This is a genomic window from Streptomyces xanthophaeus, assembly GCF_000725805.1.
Taxonomy (GTDB): domain Bacteria; phylum Actinomycetota; class Actinomycetes; order Streptomycetales; family Streptomycetaceae; genus Streptomyces; species Streptomyces xanthophaeus.
This window is the reverse complement of the sequence record NZ_JOFT01000033.1, coordinates 1-26,177: the sequence shown is the minus strand read 5'-3', so window position 1 is coordinate 26,177 and position 26,177 is coordinate 1. Positions and strand designations below refer to the sequence as shown.

Here is a 26,177-nt window from a genome sequence, read left to right as displayed (position 1 = left end):
CCGGCCCGTTCCCGGGACCGGTTCTAGGCCGGGCGCCCGCCCTGGACGGTGCCGAATTCGGCGAGGGCCTCGTCGACGATGCGTTCCAGGCGGGCGTGGTGGGCGCCGCGCCAGTAGACGCGTTCGCAGTCGCCGCACTGCGCGAAGACGTCGTAGGAGCGCTGCGTGCCGTGTTCGAGGCGGTCGCCGACGCTGTCCTTGTCGGCCTGGTGGAGCGGGCCGTTGCAGGCGGTGCAGCGGGTCCACGGGGCGAGGACGGGGGCGAAGCGGCCGAGGACGTCCCGGAGCTGGTCGTCGGGGTTGTCGCTGTAGACGTAGGCCCCGGCGAACAGCTCGCGGCGGCGCAGCAGTCCGCGGTCGCGGGAGAGCAGCACGCGCTGCTCGGCGGCGGAGCGGGTGGCGAGGGCCGGGTCGCCGATGTCCTCGTTCTCGTAGGCGGCGTCGACGCCGAGCAGGCGCAGGCGGCGGGCGAGGGTGCCGAGGTGGACGTCGAGGAGGAAGCGCAGTGGCGCGCCGGGGACCTGCTGGGGCCGGTCGACGCCGAACACCTCGACGGACTGGCCGTCCCGGGGCACGTAGGAGACGGGCACCTCCCGGCCGTCGACGAGGAGGCGGCCGACTTCGGTGAGCGGCACGCCGGCCGATTCGACGACGTGGCCGAGGCTGGAGGCGCCGTCGGTGGTCGTCGGTACGCGTTCGGTCCGCCGGCTGGGCGGGGCGAACAGGCGCAGTTCGGGGGCGAGGGTGAGGTGGATAGCGGGTCCGGTCACCCCGTCAGCATGCCATCGAGGGGGTGGTGGCCGCGGCCGAATTACGGGGCGGAGGAGGCCTCGTCGTAGGTCTCGCGATGGGCGTTGACCTCGTCGAAGTGGTTCTCGGCCCAGAGCTTCACGGAGGCGAGCAGGCAGCCGAGGCTGTGGCCGAGCTCGGTGAGGCGGTAGTCGACGCGGACGGGGACCGAGGGGGTGACGGTGCGGGTGACGAGGCCGTCGCGTTCGAGGGAGCGCAGGGTCTGGGTGAGCATCTTCTGGCTGACGCCGGGGATCTTGCGGCCGAGGTCGCTGTAGCGCAGGCAGTGGTCCTCGGCCTCGCGCAGGGCACTGACGATCAGGCCCACCCACTTGTCGCTGATGCGGGCCAGGAGCTGGCCGGTGGGGCACTCCTTGAGGAAGGCGTCGTAGGCGGCGCGGGCCTCTTCGCGCCGGGCCGCAGCGGTACGGGTGGCCATGGGAGCCCCACTTCCGGGTCGGGTACGCACCCCGGAGTGCGTACTTACGAAAGGAGAGTACCTCTCCCTAGGTTAGTGCTCATCGGGAACGAGGGAACCGACCGGAACGGGAGAGCACGACGATGAACGAGCAGGCGCAGCAGGCGAGTCAGGCAGAGCAGGCAGAGCAGGCAGAGCAGGCAGAGCAGGCGCAGCAGGCGGCTCGGCCCGGGGCGACGATGTGGGCCGTGGTGGTGGACGGGTTCGGCGGGCCCGAGCGGATCGAGCTGGCCGAGGTCCCCGTCCCGCACCCGGCGGCGGGCCAGGTCCGCGTCCGGGTCAGGGCCGCCGGGGTCAACCCGGTCGACGCGGCCGTGCGCACGGGCGTCTTCGGCGGGGCTGGGCAGCCGATCGGCTTCGGCTGGGACGTGGCCGGGGAGATCGACGAGGTCGGCCCGGAGGTCACCGGGTGGAGCCGCGGCGAGCGGGTGGTCGGGCTGCACTACGGGACGGTCAAGCCGCTCGGCACCCATGCGCAGTACGCGGTGCTGGACGCCTCCGCCGTGGCCGCGGCGCCGGTCGCCGTCGACGAGGTGACCGCGGCCGCCCTGCCGCTGAGCGGGCTGACCGCCGCCCGCGCGGTGGCGCAGCTGGAGCTCGCCGTCGGCGCTTCGGTGCTGGTCACCGGCGCCGCCGGGATGGTCGGCGGCCTCGCGGTCCAGCTCGCGGCCCGGGCCGGTCTGGTCGTCACGGCCCTGGCCGACGCGGCGGACGAGCCGCTCGTACGCAGCCTGGGCGCGGCCGCCTTCGTCCCGCGCGGCGGCGCTCCGGCCGGGCCGGTGGACGGGGTCGTGGACGCGGCCGTACTGGGGGAGGCGGCGCTGTCCTTCGTCCGCGACGGCGGTGTCTACGTCGGGCTGATCCCGTACGCCGCCCCGGCCGCGGAGCGCGGCGTACGGGTGGTGGTGCAGGAGGTGGCCGCCGACGGTGCGCACCTGGCGCGGCTGGTGACCCTGGTCGACGAGGGCGCCCTCACCCTGCGGACCGCGCAGGCCTTTCCGCTGGCGCGAGCGTCCGAGGCCCATGCCCGGCTCGCGGAGCCGGGCGTGCGGGGGCGGATCGTCCTGACGGCGTGAGCCGACGGACCGGCGGCGCGGCCTACGGGGCGCGGCCTACGGCGTGCGGCCTACGGCGTGCCGGGGAGCCGGACGGTGACGAGGAGGCCGCCGGCGGGGCGGGGGCGGAGTTCGAGGGTCCCGTCGTGGGCGCGGACGACGCTGTGCACGATGGCCAGGCCCAGGCCGACCCCCGCGTGCTCGTCGGTGCGCACGCGGTCCGTTCCGCGCCGGAAGGGCTCGGTCAGGGTCGCCACCAGCTCCGGCGGGAGCCGGGGACCGGTGTTCTCGACCCGCAGCACGCTCGTGTCCCCGTACGCCTCGGTGTGCACGGTCACGACGCCGCCGGCGGGGAGGTTGTGGACGACGGCGTTCTGGACGAGGTTCGTCACCATCCGCAGCAGGAGCTCCGCGGAGCCGCCGGTCGGGGCTGCCCCGCCGGTGACGTCGAGGGTGATCCGGCGCTGTTCGGCGAGGGGGAGCAGCGTCTCGGCGGCTTCCTCGGCGAGGAGGGAGAGGTCGACGTCCTCGCGGCGGAAGGTGCCGCGGTCGCCGCGGCTGAGCAGCAGGAGGGCCTCGGTGAGGTCGATGGCCCGCGTGTTGACGGCGTACAGGCGCTCGACGAGTTCGCCCCGGTCCCGCGCGGGGTCCTTGCGGGCGACGTCGAGGAGCGTCCGCGAGATCGCCAGCGGGGTGCGCAGTTCGTGGGAGGCGTTCGCGGCGAACCGCTGCTGCTCGGCGACGTGGGACTCGACGCGTTCGAGCATCGAGTCGAACGCGTCGGAGAGCTCGCGGAATTCGTCCTGGCGGCCCTTCATCCGGATCCGGTGGGACAGCGAGCCGTCCCCGGCCAGCCGGGCCGCGTCCGTGATCTGTGTGAGGGGCGCGAGCATCCGCCCGGCGAGGAACCATCCCCCCAGGAGGCCGAAGACGAGCAGGCAGGCCAGCGCCACGGCCGCGGCGGGGACGAAGGTGTGCAGGAGGAGGTAGCGGTTGGGCGAGATCCCGAGCAGGCCCTGGGAGTTGTCGGGCACGTAGCGCAGCAGGAACATCCACACCACGGCCAGCAGGAGTGCGCTGGCGAGGAGGAGGAATCCGGCGTAGCTGAGGGTGAGTTTCAGCCGGGCGCTGAGCCCCGGGCGTCTAGGCATGCGTACGGCCGGGCCCGGTGGGGCCAGGGTCGGTGGGACCGGGGTCGACGGGGCCGGGGCCGGCGGGACCGGGGTCGACGGGGCCGGGGCCGGCGGGACCGGGGTCGACGGGGCCGGGGCCGGCGGGGCCAGGGTCGGTACGGGTGCCGATCCGGTAGCCGACGCCGGGCACCGTGGCGATGACCCAGGGTTCGCCGAGCCGTTTGCGCAGGGCGGAGACGGTGATGCGGACGGCGTTGGTGAGGGGGTCGGCGTTCTCGTCCCAGGCCCGTTCCAGCAGCGTCTCGGCGCTGACGACCCCGCCCTCGGCGGCCACGAGGACCTCCAGCACGGCGAACTGCTTGCGGGTGAGCGCGACGTAGCGTCCGTCGCGGAAGACCTCCCGGCGGAAGGGGTCGAGACGCAGGCCCCCGATCTCGCGGACCGGGGGCCGGGCGTGCGCGCGCCTGCGGTCGAGCGCCCTCAGCCGCAGGACGAGCTCCCGCAGCTCGAACGGCTTGGTGAGGTAGTCGTCGGCGCCCAGCCCGAACCCGGACGCCTTGTCGTCGATCCGGTCGGCGGCGGTCAGCATGAGGATCGGGATGCCGCTGCCGGAGGCGACGATGCGCCGGGCGACCTCGTCGCCGGAGGGGCCGGGGATGTCGCGGTCGAGGACCGCGAGGTCGTAGGAGTTGACGCCGAGCAGCTCCAGGGCGGTGTGACCGTCCGCGGCGATGTCGGCGGCGATCGCCTCCAGCCGCAGACCGTCACGGACGGCTTCGGCCAGGTAGGGCTCGTCCTCCACGATCAGTACGCGCATGGTCGAAGCCTAAGCAGCCCGCACGCCGCCGACACGGCCACGCGACTCAACGTGCCGGTTCCGGTGCGGGTGCGGGTGCGGGTGCGGGTGCGGGCGCGGTCCGAGGGCGGTCCGAGGGCGCCTGCGCCCTGGTGCGCCACCAGCGGCGCGACGCCAGCGCCGCCAGCGCGGCGCCCGCGGCGTTGACCAGTACGTCGTCCACGGACGACACCCGGTCCAGGCGCAGGACGTACTGCGCGGTTTCGACCAGGACCGAGCAGCCCGCCCCCAGCGCGAGGATCCGCGGCAGGGATGCCAGCGCAGCGCACCGCATCGGGGCGAAGAACCCCAGCGCCGCGAAGACCAGCAGGTTGCCGACGGTCCCCAGCGGCCCCATGGTGACCAGGTCCCGCAGCGGCACCAGGCTCACCCGGCCGGGGACGATGCCCGCACCGGAGCCCGGAATCATCGTCATCCACACGAACGGCACCGTCCCGTGGACCATGCCCACCTCGGCCAGCGACAGCCGCCACGCCGACGGGACGCCCGCGGCCCGCCGCCACCGCGCCAGGGCCCACACCACCAGCAGGGCCGGCGGCAGCGCGACCAGGGTCATGAGCACCACTCCGTTGAACGTGCCGAAGCAGCCGTTCCACTGCCCGGACATGCACATCGGAGCGGACATCATGAGCGGCCGCCGCACGACGAACAGCCCGCCCGCCAGGGCGAGGACTGCGAGGCCGAGGAGCACGACCTGGCGCGTGCGGCCGGACGGTGCCGGCGGGGATGCGTCGAGGTTCATGTCCCCATGAAAGACGGCGCGCCGTTGCCGTGGCGTATGCGGTTTTCGATACGCCCGCGATACGTGCACCTACGGGCGGCACGCCCCTGCGCCGACTCGTTCGGCGAGGAAGTCCTCCCAGGTGCGCTCGCCGACGAGGGCGCCGGTGAGGGCGAGGTTGTCCCCGGCGCGGTAGGCCCGGCCGGCCTTCCCGGGCACGCGGACGGGCAGGAGGGGGCGGCGCCTGCCGGTGGCGGCGAGGTAGGTGCGCAGGAGCTCGCCGAGGGGGTAGGCCGTGGGGCCGGCGATGTCGGCGACGCGTCCGGCGGGGCGGCCGAGGGCGAGTTCGACGAGCCGGGCGGCGACCTCGCGGGAGTCGACGGGCTGGAACCGCAGCCCGCCGGGGGCCGGGACGACGGGCATCCTGGCCATCTTCCGGCCCATGGTGAGGACGATGTCGTGGAACTGGGCGGCGCGGAGCAGGGGCCAGGGGATGCCGGAGCCGGTGACGGCCTTCTCCGCGTCGAGCTGGGTCCTGAACCAGCCGATGGGCATCGTGTCGGCGCCGATGACGGAGATGTGGACGAGGTGCCCGACACCGGCCCGCCGGGCGGCGTCGACGAGGTTGCGGGTGACGTGGTCGTCGCCCTTGGTGCCGCCCGCGAGGTGCAGCACGGTGGCGACGCCCTCCAGTGCGGGGTCGATGCCCTCGCCGTCGAGGAGGTCGACGGCGAAGTACTCGATGCCGGGGGTGTTCTCGCGCGGGGTCCGGCACAGGATGCGTACGTCGTGACCGGCGGCCCGCAGGAGCGGGACGACGTGCTTGCCGAGCGTGCCCGTGCCACCGGTGACGAGGATGGGTGCGGTCATGTCTTCTTCTCTCCTCATGCCGTCCTGTCGTTCTGCCTCCCTGACGGAAGGGGAGCGACGGATGTGACCGGACACCGGCATCGAATTCCAGTTCGACCGCAGGGTCCCCGGCCCTTGGCATATTGCGGAGTAAACTGCACCGGGCCGCGGCTTGTCCGTACGGAATCCTTTCGCGCAAACATATGGTCTGAGCTGCGAGGATTCGATTTCGCCCGTTGTCTTCCACCCGAGGTGTACCGCGCGGCACGACACGGCGCGAGGACGGATCCGGCTGCTCCTGGCCGTGGCAATCTGCTCGCCTGCACAAGCCGTTCGGAGCGGAGGTAACAGACCCATGGGTGTCACTGTCAATCCCACCGTCAGCAGACGCCGGCTGGGGGCGGAGCTGCGCCGGCTCCGGGAGGTCAGCGGTCTGACGACGCAGCAGGTGGCGGCGCACCTGCTGATCTCCCAGCCCAAGATCAGCCTGCTGGAGAACGGCCGCCGCCTCATCAAGCCGCGCGATGTGCGGGATCTCTGCGGGCTGTACGGGCTCCGGGACCAGCGGCGCGTCGACCAACTGATGCAGCTGGCCAGGGAATCGGGGCAGCAGGGCTGGTGGAACGCCTACGGCGACATCCCGTACGGCGCCTACATCGGTCTGGAGGCCGAGGCGGCCGCGATCCGGTTCTATGAGCCCCTGGTGGTGCCCGGCCTGCTGCAGACTCCCGCGTACGCGCGGGCAGTCATCGCAGGAACGATCCCTCACGCGACCGCCGAACAGGCCGCCACGCGCCTCCAGGTACGGCTGCGGCGCCAGGCCCGGGTTCGTGCCCCGGGCGAAAACCCGCTCCGCTTATGGGCGGTGGTGGACGAATCGGTGCTGCGGCGGGTCGTCGGCGGTCCCGAGACCATGCGCGAGCAGCTGGACCATCTGATCCACCTCGGCACCCAGCCGCACATCACCCTGCAGGTGCTCCCGCACGGTGTCGGTGCACATCCGGGCGTCTCGGGACAGTTCTCACTGCTGGAGTTCGCCGACGCCGCCGATGCGACCGTGGTGTATCTGGAGGGGTTCACCAGCGACCTCTATCTGGAGAAACGATCCGACGTGCGGCGCTACAGCGATATGTACGCGCACTTGCAGGCCCAGGCGCTGAGCCCGGACCGTACCCGGGATTTCATCGAGGAAGCCGTCGAGGCGTACGCGGGCTGAACACCCGCGAGCCCGGCGGAGCCCCTGGACGGTGTGTCCAGGGGCTCGTCGACCGGGCGGGAGCGAGCTAGTCCTGTCGGGTCGCCGTACCCCGGCGGGTCCTCTTCATGGCGAAGAAGGCCGACCCTCCGATGAAGGCCAGCGCCGCGGCCGCGGCGGCCGCGATGCCGGCCTCGCTGCCCGAGCCGGGCGAGGCGAGGCCGGCCGGGGCCTCCTTCGGCTGCCGGTCGGTGGCGGCGTTCACGTGGGCGAAGTTGACGCTCTTGGCGTGGCCGGGCCCCATGCCGGCGAGGGCGTCGTCGAGACCGCCCGGCAGGAGGCCGGCCCACGGGGGCTTGCCCTGGTCGGGGGCGTCACGGACGTCGCGACCGTCGTGGCCGTGCCCGGGCTTGCCGTGGTCGTGGTCGTCATGGCCGTCGCCGCGACCGTGCTCGCCGTCGCCGTCGCCGTCGCCGTCGTGGCCGTGACCGTGGTCGTGATCGTGGTCGTGATCGCCCGAGTCACCCTTCTCGCCCTTGTCACCGCGGGGTCCCTTGGGCCCGGCAGGGCCGGCGGGTCCAGCGGGTCCAGCGGGGCCAGCAGGTCCGGCGGGCCCGGCAGGTCCGGCCGGTCCGGCCGGTCCTACGGGTCCCGCGGAACCGGTGGGGCCGGGGGCGCCGGTGGGGCCGGGCTCACCGGGAGCACCGGGAGCACCGGGGCTGCCGGTCGGACCGGGGGCGCCGGTGGGGCCGGGCGCACCCGTCGGACCAGGGCTGCCGGTCGGGCCAGGGCTGCCGGTCGGGCCGGGCTCACCCGTGGGTCCGGGAGGGCCGGTCGGTCCGGGAGGTCCGGGCGGACCGACGGCGCAGGCCGCCCTCGTGATCGTGTTGTTGTCCAGGGTGACCGCGCCGTTGCGCGCCAGGGCGCGGCCTTCGATCACGGCGCCGGTGTTCACCGTGATGGATTCCAGGGCCAGGATGTTGCCCTTGAACTGGGAGGTGGTGTCGATGGTGGCGGAGCTTCCCACCTGCCAGAACACGTTGCAGGCGTTCGCCCCGTTGATGAAGGCCACGACGCTCGCCGGAGCCGTGATCAGGGTCGACGGGATCCGGAAGATGAAGACGGAAGCCGGGTCGTTCTGGCCGTCGAGCGTGACCGTCCCGGTGATGCCCACGGTCGTCGGGGCCGTGTAGACGCCGGGCGCCAGCGTGAGACCGCCGATCTCGGCCGAGGCGAGCACGGTCCCGGGCCCCCGGCCCGCCGCGTCGTTGTAGGCGGTGACGAGGTCGGTCTTCGCCTGGACGGCGGCGGGGTCGGGGGCGATGCGCTGCACCCCGTTGACGATGCCCGGCGGGAAGTTGGTCACCGATGTGCCCGGAGCGAGCCCCAGGTCGCCGTTGATGATGGTGGGGGTGTTCGTGTTGGTGACCGTCGAACCGGCCAGAACCGCGTAGTTGGTGGCGGTACCCAGCCCCACGGGCGCTTCGGCAGCGTGAGCGAGGCTCGACGGCAGGGTGGCCGACGCTGCCAGCAGCGTTGCGGGGAGCATGACGAAGGCTGCCCGTTTGAGGGCATTGCGCTGAGGTTTTCTTTCGGGTGGACCCGACCGGATGACATGTGCTGCCACAGCAGGACCTCTTTCCTCTTGCTTCGGGTCTCGGCCCTCCCGAGGAAGGCCCCCTGGGCGGGGACCGGGAGTGACTCTCTGCCCGAGGTAGTGATACGCCGTCAGAAAGGAGGAATCACGCATATTGCAGAGCAATAGGCCGTAAATCAGTAAAAAAGGTCTATGTGAGTGACGTGCCTGGGGAGGGGCGCGGACGGGCTGCCCGTTCAGCTCGGCGGCCCGGCGTGACGGGCGCTCACCGGCTGGTGCTCAGTCGACGCCGTGGAGGCGGACCCGGCTGGGGCGACCGTCGACCTGCGCCACCCCCGATTCCACGGTGGCCCCGTCCACCCCGTGCGACACCCGCCCCGATGAGCGGTCCGCCGCCGGGGTGCCGTTCCCAGCCGTACCCGAGCACCCGGCGTCGCTGATGCGGCCGATGTCTCGCGGTGGGCGGGAGGTCAGGGCCAGACCAGGCAGTACGGCTGGTGGCCGGCCTCGTGGAGGCGGTTGGAGAAGTCCTGCCACTCGTGGAGCAGCTGGTAGACGTTGAACGCGTCGCGCGGGCCGCCGCGGTCAGGGACCGTGGACCAGATGAAGGCGGCCGCGCCCACGGATTCCTCGCCGATGCCGCGGAGCGGGTCGACGACCGTCATGGGGAGCTTGACCACGGCGTAGTCGGGGTGGAGGACGACCAGTTCCAGCGGGGGGACCTTGTGGAGGGGTATGCCCTCGATGCCGGTCAGGACCATCGCGGCCACCGTCTCCGGCTTGATCTTGGTGAAGAGGCCGCCCATGCCGAGCTCGTCGCCGCCGAGTTCCTCCGGGCGCATCGTGACCGGGACCCGGGCCGCCGTCGCGCCGTCGGGGGCGCCGAAGTACTTGTACGTCACTCCCATGCCGCGGCCCCTGGGCGCGTCGTCGAGCGGCTGAGCGGGTGCCGGTACGGCGTCGGCGGCCTCGGCGGCATGGCGACGGTGCTTGCCCCGGCGGCGGGACTCGCGGGCGCGCTGCGGGTCCAGGCCGTCCGTACCCTCGCCCGGTCCACCACCGCGTTGCATATCTCCACCCGACTGGTCTTGCCTGCCCCGGCCCCGCGGCCCCCGCCACGCAGCCTGATCATCATGGCAGTGACCTCCCCCGCGGCGGCGCGGTGAAACGCCCGTCCGCAAGTCTGTCGCGGCCTCTGAGACCATGGCTGGTGTGAGCTACCCGTACCCGTATGAAGCCCCAGTTTCGCAGACGCTCTTCGAGCGCGCTTCCCTCGTGACCCCCGGCGGCGTGAACTCTCCGGTCCGTGCCTTCCGTGCCGTGGGCGGTACGCCCCGGTTCATGGTGTCCGGCACCGGTCCGTACCTCACCGATGCCGACGGTCGTGAGTACGTCGACCTCGTGTGCTCGTGGGGACCGATGATCCTCGGCCACGCCCACCCCGCCGTGGTCGACGCCGTCCAGGCAGCCGTGGCCCGCGGCACGTCCTTCGGCACGCCCGGCGAGGGCGAGGTCGCGCTCGGCGAGGAGATCGTCGCGCGCATCGAGCCCGTCGAGCAGGTGAGGCTCGTCTCGTCCGGGACGGAGGCCACCATGTCGGCGATCCGCCTGGCGCGCGGCTTCACGGGCCGCGCCAAGGTGGTGAAGTTCGCAGGTTGCTACCACGGCCACGTGGACGCGCTGCTGGCCGCCGCCGGTTCCGGGCTGGCGACCTTCGCGCTGCCCGACACCCCCGGGGTGACCGGGGCGCAGGCGGCCGACACGATCGTGCTCCCCTACAACGACCTCGAAGCCGTACGGGCCGCCTTCGCCGCGCACCCCGGCGAGATCGCCTGCGTGATCACCGAGGCCGCGCCCGGCAACATGGGCGTCGTGACCCCGGCGCCCGGCTTCAACCAGGGTCTCGCCGACGCGTGCCGGGAGAACGGCGCGCTGTACATCTCCGACGAGGTCATGACCGGCTTCCGGACCTCCCGCGCGGGCTGGTACGGGGTCGACGGGGTCAAGCCCGACCTGATGACCTTCGGCAAGGTCATGGGCGGCGGCTTCCCGGCCGCGGCGTTCGGCGGCCGCGCCGACGTCATGGGGCACCTCGCGCCCGCGGGCCCCGTCTACCAGGCCGGCACGCTCTCCGGTAACCCCATCGCGACCGCCGCCGGTCTGGCGCAGCTGCGCCTGCTCGACGACGCGGCGTACGCGAAGGTCGACGCGGTGTCCGCCGAGATCCAGGGCCTGGTCACCGAGGCGCTGCGCAAGGAAGGCGTGGCGCACCGGCTGCAGACCGCGTCCAACATGTTCTCCGTCTTCTTCACCGAGGACGAGGTCAAGAACTACGACGACGCCAAGAAGCAGGAGAGCTTCCGCTTCAACGGGTTCTTCCACTCGATGCTGTCGCAGGGCGTGTACCTGCCGCCCTCGGCCTTCGAGTCCTGGTTCGTGTCCACCGCCCACGACGAGCGGGCGATCGAGCGGATCGCGGCGGCGTTGCCGGCCGCCGCCCGAGCGGCCGCGGAGGCCACCGCATGAGCAGCACCGACACTCCCGGAACCCCCGGAACCCCGGACATCACCGTCGTCCACCTGCTGCGCCACGGTGAGGTGCACAACCCGGACGGGGTCCTGTACGGGCGCCGGGACGGCTACCACCTGTCCGAGCTGGGCCGGCAGATGGCCGACCGGGTCGCCGAGCACCTGGAGGGCCGGGACATCACCTACGTGGTGTCGTCCCCGCTGGAGCGGGCGCAGGAGACGGCCGCGCCGGTCGCCAAGAGCCACGGCCTGGACCTGGCCACGGACCGGCGGCTGCTGGAGGCGGAGAACGTCTTCGAGGGCAAGACCTTCGGCGTCGGTGACGGGGCCCTGCGCAAGCCGGGCAACTGGAAGCACCTGACGAACCCGTTCAGGCCGTCCTGGGGCGAGCCGTACGTCGAGCAGGTCGTGCGGATGATGAGCGCGCTGGAGTCGGCGCGCGACGCGGCCCGCGGGCACGAGGCGGTGGCGGTCAGCCACCAGCTGCCGATCTGGATCGTGCGCAGCTTCGCGGAGAAGCGCCGGCTGTGGCACGACCCGCGGCGGCGGCAGTGCACGCTGGCCTCGCTGACGTCCTTCACGTACCAGGGGGACCAGCTGGTGTCGGTGGGCTACAGCGAGCCGGCCCGGGACCTGGTCCCGGCGCACCTGCTGGCGGGGGCGAAGCCGGTGAAGGGCAAGTCGAAGGCTTTCGGCGCCTGATCCACCGTCTGTTACGAACCGTTACAGCTTTACCTAAATAAATACAAGTCGTGCGGGAATCACCGTTCTAGTACCGCAAGCTCTGTCGGATTGTCCGTTTATATGGACATTGGCATGGGCTTGGCGAGCGAACGACGGGGACGGTGACATGCGCGACTTCAGTCGAAGGGGAGTGCTCGGACTCGGACTTGGCGCCGCCGCGGCTGCCGCGGCCGCGGCAGGGATCGCGGGCTGCGGCGCCGGTACGGGGGGTTCCGGTCCGGGCAACCCCGGGCCGGTGGACCGTACGAAGCCCGGCTCGCCCCCCGTCAAGGCGATCGGCGACGGCTCCACCGCCGACACGGGCCCGCAGCCGCACCAGCCGGCCCGCCCCGTGCCGCTCCAGCCCGGGGAGACCCCGCCGCAGTTCGTCGTCTTCAGCTGGGACGGTGCGGGGGAGGTCGGCAACGGCCTCTTCCCGCGCTTCCTCAAGCTCGCCCGGGACCACGGCGCGGCCATGACCTTCTTCCTCTCCGGCATCTACCTGCTGCCCGAGTCGAAGCGGAGTCTGTACCGGCCGCCGAACAACCCCGTCGGGGCCTCGGACATCGGCTACCTCAAGGACGAGAACATCCGGGCCACCCTCGGCTACGTCCGCGAGGCCTGGCTCGACGGCCACGAGATAGGGACCCACTTCAACGGCCACTTCTGCGGCGGCGCCGGCTCCGTCGGCAAGTGGACCCCGGACGACTGGGAGGACGAGATCGAGCAGGCCGTGTCGTTCGTCACCAACTGGCGCACGAACACCGGCTTCACCGACCTCGAACCGCTGCCCTTCGACTACCGCAAGGAGCTGGTGGGCTCCCGCGCCCCCTGCCTGCTGGGCCAGGGCGCCCTGCTGCCGACGGCTCAGAACCTGGGCTGGCGCTACGACTCCAGCTCGCCCGGCGGCCTCCAGGTCTGGCCGATGCGCAAATCGGGCATCTGGGATCTGCCCCTGCAGTCCCTGCCCTTCCCCGGGCACTCCTTCGAGGTGCTGAGCATGGACTACAACATCCTCGCCAACCAGTCGAAGAACACCACCCGCGGCGTGCCCGCCAACTACCCGGGCTGGCGCACCCAGGCCACCGCCACCTACCTCGGCGGCTTCCGCCGGGCCTACGAGACCAACCGCGCGCCCCTGTTCATCGGCAACCACTTCGAGGAGTGGAACGGCGGCATCTACATGGACGCCGTCGAGGAGGCCCTCAAGGGCATGGCGGACAAAAAGGACGTACGGCTCGTATCCTTCCGGCAGTTCACCGACTGGCTGGACGTCCAGGACGCCAACCTGCTCGCCAGGCTCCGCGCCCTCGCCCCCGGCCAGGCGCCGACCGGTGGCTGGGCCACGTATCTGGGCGCGCCCTGATCGCGGCCCGACCGAGGCCGGATCAAGATCCGATCAAGGCCTGACCAGGGCCTTCGCAGCGCCCCGGGGGGTGCGGAAAGTTCGCACATCGCCCATGCGAAACTTTTCACATGAGCCTTAGCCGCGCGCGAGTCCGTCGGAGCAGCCGCTCGACGGGCGGCCGCGCCCTCCTGCTGACCGCGGTGACCGTTGCGGGCGCCATGACGCTGACGTCCTGCATCGGATCGGACGACGGCGACAAGCCCAACGGCAGCGCCGGAGGCAACTACGTGACGGGCCCGAGCGGCATCTCGACCGTGGCCCGCGGGGAACGCACCGACGCCCCCAAGCTCGACGGCGAGACCGTCGCCGGCGAGACCCTCGACACCACCACGCTCAAGGGCAAGGTCGTCGTCCTCAACGTGTGGGGCTCCTGGTGCCCGCCGTGCCGCGGCGAGGCCAAGTACTTCGCGAAGGTCTCCAAGGAGCTGGCCGACGCGGGCCAGGACGTCTCCTTCGTGGGCATCAACACCCGCGACAACAGCAAGCAGAACGCCACCGCCTTCGAAGAGAACTACGGGATCACCTACCCGAGCCTCTACGACCCCGACGGCAAGCTGATGCTCCGCTTCCCCAAGGGCACGCTCAACCCGAAGGCCATCCCCTCCACGATCGTCCTCGACAAGGAGGGCAAGATCGCCGCCCGCGCCCTGGTCGCGGTCAACGAGGAGCAGCTGCGCTCGATGATCGACCCCCTCCTCGCGGAGAAGTGACCTCGTGGTCACCGCGGTCACCGCAGTCCCCGGGATACTGCTCGCCGCCGAGCCGGCCGGCGTGAACACCACCGTCATGAGCGGCGCCCTGCTGCTCGCGCTGCCCATCTCCGTGCTCGCCGGACTGGTCTCCTTCTTCTCGCCCTGCGTGCTCCCGCTCGTCCCGGGCTACCTCTCCTACGTGACCGGCATCAGCGGCGCCGACCTCGCCGAAGCCCGGCGCGGGCGGATGCTCGCGGGCGCGAGCCTGTTCATCCTCGGCTTCACGGCCGTCTTCGTCTCCACGGGCGCCCTCTTCGGCTACTTCGGCGAGACCCTCCAGGACAACAAGGCGGTCATCTCCCGGGTCCTCGGCGGCCTCGTGATCCTCCTCGGCCTCTTCTTCATGGGGGCGATCCCGGGCCTGACGATGCGGGAGTTCCGCTTCCACAAGAAGCCGGCGGCCGGAGTGCTCGGCGCGCCCGTGCTCGGTGTCCTCTTCGGCGTCGGCTGGACCCCCTGCATGGGGCCGACCCTCGCGGCCGTCAGCACCCTCTCCATCGACCAGGCCAGCGCAGGCCGCGGAGCCCTGCTCACCGTGGCGTACTGCCTCGGCCTGGGGCTGCCCTTCATCCTCGCCGCGCTCGCCTTCCGCAAGGCGCTCGGCGCATTCGGCTGGGTGAAGCAGCACTATGCATGGGTGATGCGCATCGGCGGCGGCATGCTGATCCTCACGGGTCTCCTGCTCGTCACAGGATTGTGGGACAGCATCGTCACGGACATGCAGAGCTGGACCCAAGGCTTCACGGTGGGGATCTGAGGACTTAACGGACATGAGTACGACAGACAAGACGCCCACCGAGGCGCCGCACCGGTCCGAGGACCAGGCCGCCGGCCAGAGCGCCGACCAGGCCGCCGACCAGGCCGAACAGGAACTTGCGCGCGGCGAGGCCGAAGCCGGGGCGCAGCTCTCGACCGCCCCCCTGGAGGACAGCCCGACCGCGCCCGTCGGCATCGGCGTGATCGGCTGGGCCCGCTGGTTCTGGCGGCAGCTCACCTCCATGCGGGTCGCGCTGATCCTGCTCTTCATGCTCTCCCTGGGCTCCATCCCCGGCTCCCTCATCCCGCAGACCCAGGTCGACGCGATGAAGGTGGCGGAGTGGAAGGGCCAGCACGAGTTCTGGGTCCCCGTCGCCGAGAAGCTCCAGCTCTTCGACGTCTACAGCTCGGTGTGGTTCTCCGCGATCTACATCCTGCTGTTCGTGTCGCTGATCGGCTGCATCGTCCCGCGCACCTGGCAGTTCGTCGGCCAGCTCACCGGCCGCCCGCCCGGCGCGCCCAAGCGGCTCGACCGGCTGCCCGCGTACACGACGTGGCGCACGCAGGAGTCCCCCGAGGACGTGCTCGCCCACGCGAAGACGCTCCTGCGCGGACGCCGCTTCCGCACCGAGACCGGCCCGGGCGCCGTCGCCGCGGAGAAGGGCTACCTGCGCGAGGCCGGGAACCTGGCCTTCCACATCGCCCTGATCGTGCTCCTGGTGGCCTTCGCCACCGGCCAGCTCTTCAAGTCCGAGGGCGGCAAGCTCGTCCTGCGCGGCAAGGGCTTCTCGAACACGCTCACCCAGTACGACGACTTCAAGTCGGGCAGCCTCTTCGACTCCGACGACCTGCCGCCCTTCTCCTTCACGCTCGACCGGTTCGACGCGGAGTACGAGAAGACCGGCCCCCAGAAGGGCACCGCGCGCGAGTTCAAGGCGTACGTCACCTACAGCGAGGGCCCGCACGGCGCCCCCAAGAAGGCGGAGATCGAGGTCAACCGCCCGCTCCAGGTCGACGGCGCCAAGGTCTACCTGCTCGGCCACGGCTACGCCCCGGTCATCTCGGTGGCCGACCCCACCGGCAAGGTGATCTTCAAGGACTCCGTGCCGATGCTGCCCTTCGACAACAACCTCAGCTCCTCCGGCGCCGTCAAGGTCACCGACGGCTACCGCAACCCGAGCGGGGAGAAGGAGCAGCTCGGCTTCAACGCCATGTTCGTGCCGACCTTCGCCGGCGAGGGCAAGGGCACGATGCTCTCCCAGTTCCCGGCCCTGGACTTCCCCGTCCTCGCGCTGAGCGCCTACCACGGCAGCCTGGGCGTGGACTCGGGCCTGCCGCAGAACGTGTACCAGCTGACCACCACGAAGATGAAGGAGTTCAAGGACTCCGACAACCAGCTCTTCAAGCAGAAGCTGCTGCCCGGGGAGACCATGACGCTGCCGGACGGCGCGGGCACGGTGAAGTTCGAGGGCATCGAGCGCTGGGCCACCTTCCAGGTGTCCCAGCAGCCCGGCAACACCCTCGCGCTCGTGGGCGCGGTCGCCGCGATCGCCGGACTGGCCGCCTCCCTGTTCATCCGCCGCCGCCGGATCTGGGTCCGCGCGGTGACCGGCAAGGACGGCGTGACCGTCGTCGAAATGGCGGGCCTCGGCCGCAGCGAGTCCGCCAGGCTCCCCGAGGAGCTGGCGGTGCTCGCCGCCACGTTGCACGAGCAGGCGCCCTCGGCGCCCCAACCTGTCGAAGCTGAAGAAGGAGAGCGCGGATGACGCCGCTCGCAGCCGCAGCCAACGAGAACCTGGCTGAGATCAGCAATGTCCTGATCTATTCGTCGATGGCGGTCTACACGCTCGCCTTCCTCGCGCACATCGCCGAGTGGGTCTTCGGCAGCCGCAGCAAGGTGGGCCGTACGGCCGCCGCGCTGACGGCCGGGTCCGGGGCCAAGGCCGCCGCTGCGCCCGCCGTGCAGGTCCGCGGCCAGGCCGGGGGCACCGCCGTCCTCGACAAGCCCAAGGTCGTGACCCGGTCCGCGGCCGGCAGCCGCGACGTCCCGGACGGCCCCGGCGCCGCCGGCGGCACCGTCAAGGGCGACCTGTACGGGCGGATCGCGATCTCGCTGACCGCGCTCGGCTTCCTCATCGAGGCGGGCGGCGTCGTCGCCCGCGCGATGTCGGTGCAGCGGGCCCCCTGGGGCAACATGTACGAGTTCTCGATCACCTTCTCCACGGTGGCCGTGGGCGCGTACCTGGCGCTGCTGGCCCTGAAGAAGAACGTCCGCTGGCTCGGGCTGATCCTCGTCACGAGCGTCCTGGTGGACCTCGGCATCGCCGTCCAGGTGCTCTACACCGCCAGTGACCAGCTGGTCCCGGCCCTGGACTCGTACTGGCTGTACATCCACGTCTCCACCGCGATCTTCTGCGGCGCGGTCTTCTACATCGGCGCGGCCGCCACGGGCCTGTACCTGTTCCGGGACGCGTACGAGAGCCACCTGGAGCAGGGCCGCACGCCGGGCCGGTTCCGCACCTCGGTGATGGAGCGGCTGCCCTCGGCGGCCTCCCTGGACAAGTTCGCCTACCGGATCAACGCGGCCGTCTTCCCGCTGTGGACCTTCACGATCATCGCGGGCGCGATCTGGGCGGGCGACGCCTGGGGCCGCTACTGGGGCTGGGACCCCAAGGAGGTCTGGTCCTTCGTGACCTGGGTGGCCTACGCCTGCTACCTGCACGCCCGCGCCACCGCCGGGTGGAAGGGCCGCAAGGCCGCCTACCTGGCGCTCTTCGCCTTCGCCTGCTGGATCTGGAACTACTACGGCGTGAACATGGTCCTCAACGGCCTGCACTCCTACTCGGGCGTCTGACCCGGTACCCGGGCGTCTGACCCGGCCGAAGGCCGCCGCCGCGGGCCCCCTCAGGGGCCCGCGGCGGCGGCCTTCGGGGCTCAGGTCCGCGCCGGCTCGGGCGCCGCGGCGGACGCCGCCGCGATCCGGCCGGCCCGGGTGGCGCGCAGCCCCGGCGCACTGACCGCCGCGGCCGCCAGGACCGCCGCGAAGGGGACCAGCAGGGCCGCCCGGTACCCGTCCAGCGGGGCCGCGAACGCCGAGGACACCGCCGTCACCGCGGACAGCCCGAGGGCCGCCCCGAACTGGAACGAGGTGTACAGCAGCCCGCCGGCGAGCCCCTGGTCCTCCTCCTTCACCCCCTCGGTCGCCACGATCGTCAGCGGCCCGTAGACCAGGGCGAAGGCCAGCCCCAGCAGGATCAGGCCCGGCAGCATCACCAGGTAGCTCCAGTCGGCGCCGAGCGGCAGGAAGAGCCCGTAGGCCAGCGCCGCGCACAGCAGCCCGAAGAAGATCAGCCGGCCGTTGCCGAACCGCGCGACCAGCCGCGGCACGAGCGTCGGCGACAACAGGGCGTCGATCCCGATCACGATCATCGCCAGGCTCGTCTGGACCGTGGACCAGCCCCGCAGTTCCTGGAGGTAGAGCACCATCAGGAACTGGAAGCCGAAGAAGCCGCCCGAGAACAGCAGGGCCCCGGCATTGGCCCGCAGCAGCGGCCCGGAGCGCAGCACACCGGGCCGCACCAGCGGGTCGGCCACCCGCCGCTCGACGGCGGCGAACAGCGCGAGGAGCGCCAGCCCCGCCCCCACCGTGAGAGCCGTCCAGGACGCCCCGGCGTGCGCGGCCCGCTCCACGCCCAGCACCAGCAGGATCACCCCGGAGGTCACCAGCAGCCCGCCCGTCAGGTCCAGGCGCTGCCCGGTCCGCCCGGTACGGGCCTCCTTCGGTACGAGGGCCAGCGCGCCCAGCAGCACCAGCGCGGCCAGGACCACCGGGGCGAAGAACACCCACCGCCAGCCCACCGAGGCCAGCAGCCCGCCCGCGACCAGGCCGACGGAGAACCCGCCGGCGGCCGTGCCGGAGTACACGAGCAGGGCCTTGTCCCGCTGCGGCCCCTCGTCGAAGCCGGTGGTGATGACGGACAGCCCGGCGGGGGTCATGAAGGCGGCGGCGACACCCGTCACGAAGCGGGCGGCGATCAGCTGCCAGCCCTCGGTGGCGAGACCGCCGAGGCCGGAGAAGAGGAGGAAGACGGTGAGCCAGCCGACGAACATCCGCCGCCGGCCGAAGAGGTCGGCGGCCCGGCCGCCCAGCAGCATGAAGCCGCCGTAGCCGAGGACGTAGGCGCTCATCACCCACTGGAGCTCGCCGGTCTCCAGACCGAGGTCGGCGCGTACGGAGGGAAGGGCGACGTTCAGCATCGCGACGTCGATGCCTTCGAGGAAGATGGCGCCGCACAGCACGAGCAGCACGCCCAGGCGGCGCCCGCGGATCTGACTCGACGTGGTGGTGGACATGGTGGTCCTCACAGGAGGGTGGAAGGGAAGGGGTCGCTGCCGGCTCCACCACCCTCGCCCGCCGCCCTCGGGGGAACAACTCCGAAGAACGCAACGTTCGTTCAGTCATGCTGACCGATCGCGACGAGCTGGACTGCTTCCTGATCCTCGCCGGGGAACTGCACTTCGGCAGGACCGCCGAGCGGATGCTGCTCTCCCGGGCCCGCGTCAGCCAGCTCGTCCAGCGCCTGGAGCGCCGGGTCGGCGCACCGCTGTTCCTGCGCACCAGCCGCCGCGTGGCCCTCACCGCGCTGGGCCGGCAGCTGCGCGACGACCTCGAACCCCACCACCGGGGCATCGCCGCCGCCCTGGAGCGGGCCGCGGCCACCGCCCGCGCCGAGGGGCCGATGGCCGGGCCGCTGCACGTCGGCTTCACCACCCCGCCCGCGGGGGAGCTCGTCCTGAAGGCCGCCGAAGCCCTGCGGGTCAGCCACCCCGCGCTGGTCGTCGAGGTGTGCGAGGTGCCGCTGTCCGATCCGTACGGGCAGTTGCGCAGCGGAGCCTTCGACGTGGCGTTCGCGGAGTTCCCGGTCCGGGAGGCCGACCTGGGGGAGGGGCCCGCGCTGTTCACCGAGGCGCGGGTGCTGGCCGTGGCCGCCGGGCATCCGCTGGCCGCGCTGGAGTCCGTCCGGCTGGAGGAGCTGGCCGGGGTCCCGCTGCTGTCCGTGGCCGGGGACCTGCCCCCGTACCGGCGCGAGCGCCAGGCTCCGGCCCGGACGCCGTCGGGGCGTCCCATCGGCCGGGGCCCGGAGGTGACGAACATGCAGGAGGCGCTGATGCTCGTCGCGGCGGGCCGGGGCGCGCTGCTGACCTCGGCGCACACGGCGACGTACTTCGCCCGGCCCGGGGTGGTCTACGTCCCCTTCGCGGACGCCGAGCCGGTCGGCTTCGGGCTGGTCTGGCGCGCGGCCGACCACACCGGGCCGGTACGGGCCTTCGCCCGCGCGGCCCAGCAGGCGGCGGACGGCGCCTGAGGCCGCGGCGCGGCGGCCCTGCGAGTGCCCTACGGCTGGTCGCCCTTGCCCTTGTCCTTCTCGTCCTGCTCGTCCTTGAGGGACTTCAGGAACTCCGGGTTGTCGTCGGGGGCCACCCACTGCGTCCGGCGCGCGCGCCCGCCGCCCGCCCCGCCGCCGGAGGCGAGGGTGCGCTTCTTGCCCGCGAACAGCCAGACCACTGGACCGACGATCGAGAACAGCAAGATGATGATCACCCAGACGACTTTAGGAAGGTGCTTCACCTCTTCCTCGGGGGTGTTCAGGCAGTCGATGAAGGCATAGATCGTCAGCCCGATGATCAGCAGGAACGGCAGATAGCGCAGCACGGTGCGGGACCGACTCCCAGGCAGTGGCGGCGGCCCACGAGGGGCCCGGTGACGCTTCCAGCGTAGTTGGTGACGGATACTGACCCCTATGGCTTACGACGATCTCCGCTCGCTGCTCCGGGCTCTGGAGCGGGAGGGCGACCTCAAGCGCATCAAGGCCGAAGTCGATCCGTACCTGGAGATCGGCGAGATCGTGGACCGGGTGAACAAGGCGGGCGGCCCGGCCCTGCTCTTCGAGAACGTGAAGGGCTCGGCGATGCCGCTGGCCATGAACGTCTTCGGGACCGACCGCCGCCTCCTGAAGGCCCTCGGCCTCAAGTCGTACGCCGAGATCAGCGAGAAGATCGGCGGGCTGCTGAAGCCGGAGCTCCCGCAGGGCTTCATCGGTGTCCGCGAGGCCTTCGGCAAGCTCGGCTCGATGGTCCACGTGCCCCCGAAGAAGATCAAGGGCGAGGCCCCGGTCCAGGAGGTCGTCCTCACCGGCGACGACGTGGACCTCGACCAGCTGCCGGCCCTCTTCACCTGGCCCAAGGACGGCGGCTCCTTCTTCAACCTCGGCCTCACCCACACCAAGCACCCCGAGACCGGCGTCCGCAACCTCGGGCTCTACCGCCTCCAGCGCCACGACAAGCGCACCATCGGCATGCACTGGCAGATCCACAAGGACAGCCGCAACCACTACGCGGTCGCCGCCAAGCGCGGCGAGCGGCTGCCCGTCGCGATCGCCTTCGGCTGCCCGCCGGCCGTCACGTACGCGTCCACCGCGCCGCTGCCGGGCGACATCGACGAGTACCTCTTCGCCGGGTTCGTCGCGGGCAAGCGGATCGAGATGGTCGACTGCAAGACCGTGCCGCTCCAGGTCCCGGCCAACGCGGAGGTCGTGATCGAGGGCTGGCTGGAGCCGGGCGAGACGCTCCCGGAGGGCCCCTTCGGCGACCACACCGGCTTCTACACCCCGCAGGAGCCCTTCCCCGCGCTGAAGATCGACTGCGTGACCATGCGGAAGCGTCCGCTGCTCCAGTCGATCGTCGTCGGCCGGCCGCCGACGGAGGACGGTCCGCTGGGCCGCGCGACGGAACGCTTCTTCCTGCCGCTGCTCAAGATCATCGTCCCGGACATCGTGGACTACCACCTGCCGGAGTCGGGCGGCTTCCACAACTGCGCGATCGTCTCGATCGACAAGAAGTACCCCAAGCACGCGCAGAAGGTCATGCACGCCATCTGGGGCGCGCACATGATGTCGCTGACCAAGCTGATCATCGTGGTGGACTCCGACTGCGACGTCCACGACCTGCACGAGGTCTCCTGGCGGGCCCTGGGCAACACGGACTACTCCCGCGACCTCACGATCGTCGAGGGCCCCGTCGACCACCTGGACCACGCCTCGTACCAACAGTTCTGGGGCGGCAAGGCGGGCATCGACGCCACGAAGAAGCTCCCCGAGGAGGGCTACACCCGCGACGGCGGCTGGCCCGACATGGTCGAGTCCGACCCGGCGACCGCGGCCCTCGTCGACCGCCGCTGGAAGGAGTACGGCCTGTGAGTTCCGACTTCGGCGGACCGGCGCTGTTCATCGGCGGGGACACGACGTTCATGCTCCTCACGCGCCCGAGGCTCGACCCGGCGGACCCGGGGGTCCGGGCCGCCGCCGAACAGGCGGGCGTCTCCGCCGAGGAGTTCGCGGGCCCGGGCAACGTGTGGGCCCTGGTGCTGGACGACGGCTTCGAGTGCGACGGCGGCTTCGAGCTGCCCGGCCTGCGCGACGCCGAGGCCGACGACTTCGCCGAGCGGCTGCAGGCCGCGCTGGGCACCGGCGAGCCGTTCACCGTCGAGGCCGGCGCGGTGCTGCGGCTCGACGGCCGCCCGAGCACCCACGTCCGCACGGGCGAGGGCTACGTGTTCACGGTCCACGCCACCCCGCCCGAGCCCGAGGGCGCGCCCACGGTCTCCCTGGAGACGGGCACGATCTCCCGCCCGAGCCTCCTGGCCGACCTCGAAGCCTTCCGCCGGAGCCTCGCATGACCGAGACCGGGACGCCGCAGCTCCGGCTCGGTTACGGCCGCGCCGAGGTGGCGCTCTCCGTGGTGCCCGGCCACGAGGACCACTGGCGGCTGACCGCCGACTGGTACGGCGAGCTGTCCGCGGACTTCGAGGTCGAGGGCATAGAGCCCGACGAGGTCATCGCCTTCACCGACCGGCTGATCGCCGGCATGGACGGGGACGAGGCCTTCACCACGAGGCTGACGCCGGGACGGAACAACCCATTGACGGTGCGCGCGCTCCCCGTGGAGGACGCGTTCGCCTTCCTGGCGCAGCTCACGCCGAACGGCGATGACGCAGTGGTCCACCTGGACCTCGACCTCGACCACGTCGCGGCCGACGAGCTGCGCACCGAATTCCAAGCCTTCCGCAGGAGCCTCGCATGATGACCACCGCCGACGAAGTGGTCGGGTCCGGGCCCGCGCCGCAGGTGACCGGGAAGGTCAAGGCGTTCCTGCGGCTCGTCATGATCGAGCATTCGGTCTTCGCGCTGCCCTTCGCCTACATCGCCGCGCTCACCGCCATGTTCCAGACCGACCGCTCGGTGCACTGGGGCACCCTGGGGCTCGTCACCGTCTGCATGGTCGGGCTGCGGACCTTCGCGATGGCCGCCAACCGGATCATCGACCGCGAGATCGACTCCCGCAATCCCCGCACGGCGGGCCGCGAGCTGGTCACCGGTGCGGTGTCGGTCCGGTCCGCGTGGACCGGGGCGGGGATCGCGCTCGTCTTCTTCCTCGGCTCGGCGGCGCTGCTCAATCCGCTCTGCCTGATGCTGGCGCCCCTCGCGGTCGTCCCGATGGTCGTGTACCCGTACGGCAAGCGGTTCACGGACTTCCCGCACGCCATCCTGGGCCTCGCCCAGGCCATAGGGCCGATCGGTGCCTGGCTCGCCGTCACCGGGGAGTGGTCCTGGGACGCGGTGATCCTCGGCCTCGCCGTCGGGGTGTGGATCGGCGGATTCGACCTGATCTTCGGCTCCCAGGACGTCGCCGCGGACCGCGCGGAGGGCGTCAGGTCCGTCCCGGCCCGCTTCGGTGTCCCGGCCGCCCTCTGGGGGGCCCGCGGCGCGCACGTCGTGACCACGGCCCTGCTGGTCTGGTTCGCCCTGGCCACGGGTGCGGGGGTGCTGTTCTGGGCGGGCCTGGTGATCGTCGCGGCCGCCTTCTGCTACGAGCACACCATCGTGAAGCCGCACGACCTGTCCCGCCTGAACCGCGCGTTCTTCACGGTCAACGGCTTCATCGGGATCGCCCTCTTCGTGTGCGCGGTGCTCGACCTGGCGGTCCGCGGCCTGAGGCCCTAAAGGGCGTTCCGCCGGGCCGGCCGACGGAAGAACAGGGCGGTCAGCACGCCCGCGACGAGGCCGATGAGGTGGGCGTACCAGCCGACCCCGGAGTCCGTCGGCACCACGCCGAGGAGGAACGAGCCGCCCCAGTAGGCGGCGGCCGTCAGGCCCACCGCGATGCCCAGGGCGCTGCGTTCGACGAAGCCGCGGACCACCACGTAGCCGAAGAGGCCGAAGACCAGGCCCGAGGCTCCGGCCCCCAGGGTGTGCGGCGGGGCGACCAGCCAGGAGCCCACGCCGACGGCGAGGCAGATCAGCGCGCTCACCGCGAGGAAGCGGCGGATCCCGCTGAGCGCGGTGACGAAGCCGAGGACCAGCAGCGGGAGGCTGTTGGCCGCCACGTGGGCGAAGCCGAAGTGCAGGAACGGGTGGGCGACGATGCCGATGAGCCGGTCGGGGTCGCGGGGGCTGATGCCGTACGGGTCCAGCGCGTGACCGGTGACGAGATCGACCGCCTCCAGCAGCCAGAGCAGGGCTATCCAGCCGAGCATCAGCTGCCCGGCGGCCTTCGCCCGGTCGCTCCGCGTCCAGCTCTGAACCGTGGTCGTACTCAACTGCGCCCCCTCGTACCGTCCCACCGAGGAACGTCGGGACACCTTACCGAGTGCCCGCCCGCAGTGGCCGGATAGTCTCGGAGGTATGACTGAGCGCAAGCGCACCCCGTGGGTGGTCGGGGTATCCGGGGCGTCCGGGACCCCGTACGCGGCTTCCGTGCTCCGCGGGCTGCTGGCGGCGGGGGAAAGCGTGGACCTGGTGGTGAGCCGGGCCTCGCGGCTCACCCTCCTGGACGAGACCGGGATCGCCTTCCGGGACGCGCACTGGCGGGAGGACCTGGCGCAGTGGCTGGCCCGGGGGGCCGACGGCAAGCCGGGCACCTTCGACGTCCCGGCGGGCGACATCCGTTACTGGGGGGCCGGTGACCTCGCGGCGGGCCCGAGCTCGGGTTCGTACCCGGTCAAGGGGATGCTCGTCGTCCCCGCGTCCACAGCCTGCGTGGCGGGGGTGGCGCTCGGACTGTCGAAGGACCTGCTCCAGCGCGTGGCGAGCGTGACGCTCAAGGAGCGGCGCACGCTGGTGATGGCCGTGCGGGAGACCCCGCTGCACGGTCAGACGCTGAAACACCTGGTGACGCTGGACGAGGCGGGCGCGGTCGTGCTGCCCGCCTCTCCGGCGTTCTACTCGGGTGCGACGCACATCCAGGATCTGGTGGACTTCGTCGCGGGGCGGGTGCTGGACGCGGCAGGGGTGCCGCACCGGCTGTACCGCCGTTGGGACGGGGAGCTCGGTGGAGCCATGAGGGAGGGCGGGCCCGAGGGCTCGCGCCCTCCCGAGGGGGCAAGCAGCGTTGGCTAGGCCTTCTTGGCGCGGCCGGGCTTGCGGGTCTTGTCCACGCGGTGCGCGGCGGCGGGCTGGTGGGCACGGGATCGGTTGGCCAGCTCCTGGAGCTGCCGCATGTGTGCGTAGGCCATCTCGATCGTGTACACGGTGAACCACTCCTGAAGATCGTCATTGATCTGTTGAAAGATTCACAGGGTGTTGACCCTGTGTGCCTTAGATTCTATACCTAGACTTGCAGGATCGCCGAATAATGGAAGGCTCCACGTAATGGACACGGTGGACAGGCAGCTCATCCAGGCACTTCGTGAGAACGGCCGTGCCTCGTACGCGGAACTGGGCCGTCTCGTGGGCCTCTCCGGCCCCAGCGTCACCGACCGCATCAACCGTCTGGAGACGGCCGGCGTCATCACCGGCTACCGGGCCACCGTGGCCGCGGCCGAGCTGGGCCTCGGCGTCACGGCGCTGATCGGCATCTCCCTCTCCGACGCGGCGGACCACGAGGACGTGGCCCGGCGGCTGCGCGACCTGGCGGAGATCGAGGACTGCTGGTTCATCGCCGGCGACGACTCCTTCATGCTCAAGGTCCGCGCCAGCGACGTGGACGGGCTGGAGAAGATCATCCGCAAGCTCTCGGGAACCAAGGGCGTCTCGCGCACCCGTACCACGATCGTGCTCTCCACGAAGTGGGAGAACCGGGTCGGGGAACTTCCCGAAGAGGGCTGAGAGTACGGTTGGTCCGGTCGCGGCAGTAGGACCGTACTGCGGGACACGAGGACACAGAGGAAGGCGGGCCACCGGTATGGACGCTGGGCTGAAGCGCGAGCTGGAGGAGAAGGTCCGCTCCGGCGAGCGGCTGACGCGTGAGGACGGGATCGCCCTCTACGAGTCGGATGATCTG

General features: G+C 71.7%; 28 protein-coding genes. 16 read left to right on the top strand and 12 right to left on the bottom strand.

Annotated elements, in window-relative coordinates; genetic code table 11:
* Nucleotides 1-23 precede the first annotated feature (23 nt).
* Together IO30_RS0121185 and IO30_RS0121180 are read right to left on the bottom strand one after the other, a co-directional pair.
* Nucleotides 24-770, bottom strand: coding sequence for a Mut7-C RNAse domain-containing protein (locus IO30_RS0121185; RefSeq protein ID WP_031145111.1), 747 nt, complete (start codon nucleotides 768-770; stop codon nucleotides 24-26).
* A 41-nt stretch (nucleotides 771-811) separates the two neighbouring features.
* The gene (locus IO30_RS0121180; protein WP_031145110.1) at nucleotides 812-1,228 is read right to left on the bottom strand and encodes a winged helix-turn-helix transcriptional regulator; all 417 of its coding nucleotides are present in this window, start codon (nucleotides 1,226-1,228) and stop codon (nucleotides 812-814) included.
* A gap of 218 nt (nucleotides 1,229-1,446) precedes the next feature.
* Here IO30_RS0121180 and IO30_RS0121175 point away from each other — a divergent pair, with 218 nt between their 5' ends.
* Nucleotides 1,447-2,343: an NADP-dependent oxidoreductase gene (locus tag IO30_RS0121175; RefSeq protein WP_031145109.1), complete on the top strand. Its 897-nt coding sequence runs from the start codon at nucleotides 1,447-1,449 to the stop codon at nucleotides 2,341-2,343.
* 50 nt (nucleotides 2,344-2,393) lie between these two features.
* On the opposite strand, the gene IO30_RS0121170 is transcribed toward IO30_RS0121175, so the two are convergent.
* From IO30_RS0121170 to IO30_RS0121155, 4 genes are all read right to left on the bottom strand, one after another.
* On the bottom strand, nucleotides 2,394-3,473 hold the full coding sequence (locus tag IO30_RS0121170) for a sensor histidine kinase (protein ID WP_031145108.1): 1,080 nt from the start codon (nucleotides 3,471-3,473) through the stop codon (nucleotides 2,394-2,396).
* Complete coding sequence (locus tag IO30_RS0121165) at nucleotides 3,466-4,272, bottom strand: response regulator transcription factor (RefSeq protein WP_051902472.1); 807 nt, start codon at nucleotides 4,270-4,272, stop codon at nucleotides 3,466-3,468. The genes IO30_RS0121170 and IO30_RS0121165 overlap by 8 nt, the downstream gene beginning before the upstream one ends.
* A 46-nt stretch (nucleotides 4,273-4,318) precedes the next feature.
* The gene (locus tag IO30_RS0121160; RefSeq protein ID WP_051902470.1) at nucleotides 4,319-5,053 is read right to left on the bottom strand and encodes a VanZ family protein; all 735 of its coding nucleotides are present in this window, start codon (nucleotides 5,051-5,053) and stop codon (nucleotides 4,319-4,321) included.
* A 69-nt stretch (nucleotides 5,054-5,122) separates the two neighbouring features.
* Nucleotides 5,123-5,902: an SDR family oxidoreductase gene (locus IO30_RS0121155; protein ID WP_031145105.1), complete on the bottom strand. Its 780-nt coding sequence runs from the start codon at nucleotides 5,900-5,902 to the stop codon at nucleotides 5,123-5,125.
* A 334-nt stretch (nucleotides 5,903-6,236) separates the two neighbouring features.
* Between IO30_RS0121155 and IO30_RS0121150 the strand changes: the two genes are divergently transcribed.
* Nucleotides 6,237-7,097 carry a helix-turn-helix domain-containing protein gene (locus IO30_RS0121150; RefSeq protein WP_031145104.1) on the top strand — a complete coding sequence of 287 codons (861 nt, stop codon included), beginning with the start codon at nucleotides 6,237-6,239 and terminating at the stop codon, nucleotides 7,095-7,097.
* 67 nt (nucleotides 7,098-7,164) lie between these two features.
* On the opposite strand, the gene IO30_RS0121145 is transcribed toward IO30_RS0121150, so the two are convergent.
* Nucleotides 7,165-8,625, bottom strand: coding sequence for an ice-binding family protein (locus IO30_RS0121145; protein ID WP_078904780.1), 1,461 nt, complete (start codon nucleotides 8,623-8,625; stop codon nucleotides 7,165-7,167).
* A 518-nt stretch (nucleotides 8,626-9,143) separates the two neighbouring features.
* On the bottom strand, nucleotides 9,144-9,581 hold the full coding sequence (locus IO30_RS0121140) for a hypothetical protein (protein ID WP_031145102.1): 438 nt from the start codon (nucleotides 9,579-9,581) through the stop codon (nucleotides 9,144-9,146).
* A gap of 295 nt (nucleotides 9,582-9,876) precedes the next feature.
* On the opposite strand from IO30_RS0121140, the gene hemL reads away from it, so the two are divergent.
* The 7 genes from hemL (at nucleotide 9,877) to ccsB (ending at nucleotide 17,694) form a co-directional block, all read left to right on the top strand.
* The gene (hemL, locus tag IO30_RS0121135; protein WP_031145101.1) at nucleotides 9,877-11,199 is read left to right on the top strand and encodes a glutamate-1-semialdehyde 2,1-aminomutase; all 1,323 of its coding nucleotides are present in this window, start codon (nucleotides 9,877-9,879) and stop codon (nucleotides 11,197-11,199) included.
* A complete protein-coding gene (locus tag IO30_RS0121130) occupies nucleotides 11,196-11,903 on the top strand; it encodes a histidine phosphatase family protein (protein WP_031145100.1) in 708 nt (235 codons plus the stop codon). Before hemL ends, IO30_RS0121130 begins: the two co-directional genes overlap by 4 nt.
* A gap of 148 nt (nucleotides 11,904-12,051) precedes the next feature.
* Nucleotides 12,052-13,290, top strand: a complete 1,239-nt coding sequence (locus tag IO30_RS0121125; RefSeq protein WP_031145099.1) for a polysaccharide deacetylase family protein — start codon at nucleotides 12,052-12,054, stop codon at nucleotides 13,288-13,290.
* A gap of 110 nt (nucleotides 13,291-13,400) precedes the next feature.
* Nucleotides 13,401-14,042 (top strand): TlpA family protein disulfide reductase, encoded by a 642-nt coding sequence (locus IO30_RS0121120; RefSeq protein ID WP_031145098.1) that lies wholly within the window; start codon nucleotides 13,401-13,403, stop codon nucleotides 14,040-14,042.
* A gap of 76 nt (nucleotides 14,043-14,118) precedes the next feature.
* On the top strand, nucleotides 14,119-14,841 hold the full coding sequence (locus tag IO30_RS0121115; protein WP_051859998.1) for a cytochrome c biogenesis CcdA family protein: 723 nt from the start codon (nucleotides 14,119-14,121) through the stop codon (nucleotides 14,839-14,841).
* Between the two features lie 13 nt (nucleotides 14,842-14,854).
* Complete coding sequence (gene resB / locus IO30_RS0121110; protein ID WP_031145096.1) at nucleotides 14,855-16,606, top strand: cytochrome c biogenesis protein ResB; 1,752 nt, start codon at nucleotides 14,855-14,857, stop codon at nucleotides 16,604-16,606.
* Nucleotides 16,603-17,694, top strand: coding sequence for a c-type cytochrome biogenesis protein CcsB (gene ccsB, locus IO30_RS0121105; protein ID WP_031145095.1), 1,092 nt, complete (start codon nucleotides 16,603-16,605; stop codon nucleotides 17,692-17,694). The genes resB and ccsB overlap by 4 nt, the downstream gene beginning before the upstream one ends.
* Before the next feature lie 80 nt (nucleotides 17,695-17,774).
* Here the strand turns inward: ccsB and IO30_RS0121100 are convergent, their stop codons facing one another.
* Nucleotides 17,775-19,193, bottom strand: coding sequence for an MFS transporter (locus IO30_RS0121100; RefSeq protein ID WP_031145094.1), 1,419 nt, complete (start codon nucleotides 19,191-19,193; stop codon nucleotides 17,775-17,777).
* Nucleotides 19,194-19,300: 107 nt separating this feature from the next.
* Between IO30_RS0121100 and IO30_RS0121095 the strand changes: the two genes are divergently transcribed.
* Nucleotides 19,301-20,206, top strand: coding sequence for a LysR family transcriptional regulator (locus IO30_RS0121095; RefSeq protein ID WP_037894727.1), 906 nt, complete (start codon nucleotides 19,301-19,303; stop codon nucleotides 20,204-20,206).
* Between the two features lie 29 nt (nucleotides 20,207-20,235).
* Here IO30_RS0121095 and IO30_RS0121090 read toward each other — a convergent pair whose 3' ends face one another.
* Entirely contained in the window at nucleotides 20,236-20,550 is a 315-nt protein-coding gene (locus IO30_RS0121090; RefSeq protein WP_037894752.1) for a PLD nuclease N-terminal domain-containing protein, read from the bottom strand.
* A 91-nt stretch (nucleotides 20,551-20,641) separates the two neighbouring features.
* Between IO30_RS0121090 and IO30_RS0121085 the strand changes: the two genes are divergently transcribed.
* Genes IO30_RS0121085 through mqnP form a run of 4 tightly spaced genes read left to right on the top strand, consistent with a single transcriptional unit; the run spans nucleotide 20,642 to nucleotide 23,899 of the window.
* Nucleotides 20,642-22,096 carry a menaquinone biosynthesis decarboxylase gene (locus tag IO30_RS0121085; protein ID WP_031145091.1) on the top strand — a complete coding sequence of 485 codons (1,455 nt, stop codon included), beginning with the start codon at nucleotides 20,642-20,644 and terminating at the stop codon, nucleotides 22,094-22,096.
* Nucleotides 22,093-22,575 (top strand): hypothetical protein, encoded by a 483-nt coding sequence (locus tag IO30_RS0121080; RefSeq protein ID WP_234321954.1) that lies wholly within the window; start codon nucleotides 22,093-22,095, stop codon nucleotides 22,573-22,575. Before IO30_RS0121085 ends, IO30_RS0121080 begins: the two co-directional genes overlap by 4 nt.
* On the top strand, nucleotides 22,572-22,979 hold the full coding sequence (locus IO30_RS0121075; protein WP_031145090.1) for a hypothetical protein: 408 nt from the start codon (nucleotides 22,572-22,574) through the stop codon (nucleotides 22,977-22,979). The genes IO30_RS0121080 and IO30_RS0121075 overlap by 4 nt, the downstream gene beginning before the upstream one ends.
* Nucleotides 22,979-23,899, top strand: a complete 921-nt coding sequence (mqnP, locus tag IO30_RS0121070) for a menaquinone biosynthesis prenyltransferase MqnP (protein WP_031145089.1) — start codon at nucleotides 22,979-22,981, stop codon at nucleotides 23,897-23,899. The genes IO30_RS0121075 and mqnP overlap by 1 nt, the downstream gene beginning before the upstream one ends.
* Here the strand turns inward: mqnP and IO30_RS0121065 are convergent.
* Nucleotides 23,896-24,495, bottom strand: coding sequence for a rhomboid family intramembrane serine protease (locus IO30_RS0121065; protein WP_031145088.1), 600 nt, complete (start codon nucleotides 24,493-24,495; stop codon nucleotides 23,896-23,898). The genes mqnP and IO30_RS0121065 overlap by 4 nt on opposite strands.
* An 85-nt stretch (nucleotides 24,496-24,580) precedes the next feature.
* Here IO30_RS0121065 and IO30_RS0121060 point away from each other — a divergent pair, with 85 nt between their 5' ends.
* Nucleotides 24,581-25,294, top strand: coding sequence for a UbiX family flavin prenyltransferase (locus tag IO30_RS0121060; protein ID WP_051859978.1), 714 nt, complete (start codon nucleotides 24,581-24,583; stop codon nucleotides 25,292-25,294).
* Here the strand turns inward: IO30_RS0121060 and IO30_RS47655 are convergent.
* The gene (locus IO30_RS47655) at nucleotides 25,291-25,425 is read right to left on the bottom strand and encodes a hypothetical protein (protein ID WP_267886500.1); all 135 of its coding nucleotides are present in this window, start codon (nucleotides 25,423-25,425) and stop codon (nucleotides 25,291-25,293) included. The genes IO30_RS0121060 and IO30_RS47655 overlap by 4 nt on opposite strands.
* A gap of 121 nt (nucleotides 25,426-25,546) precedes the next feature.
* Between IO30_RS47655 and IO30_RS0121050 the strand changes: the two genes are divergently transcribed.
* Nucleotides 25,547-26,002, top strand: coding sequence for an Lrp/AsnC family transcriptional regulator (locus IO30_RS0121050; RefSeq protein WP_031145086.1), 456 nt, complete (start codon nucleotides 25,547-25,549; stop codon nucleotides 26,000-26,002).
* The last annotated feature ends 175 nt before the right edge of the window (nucleotides 26,003-26,177 follow it).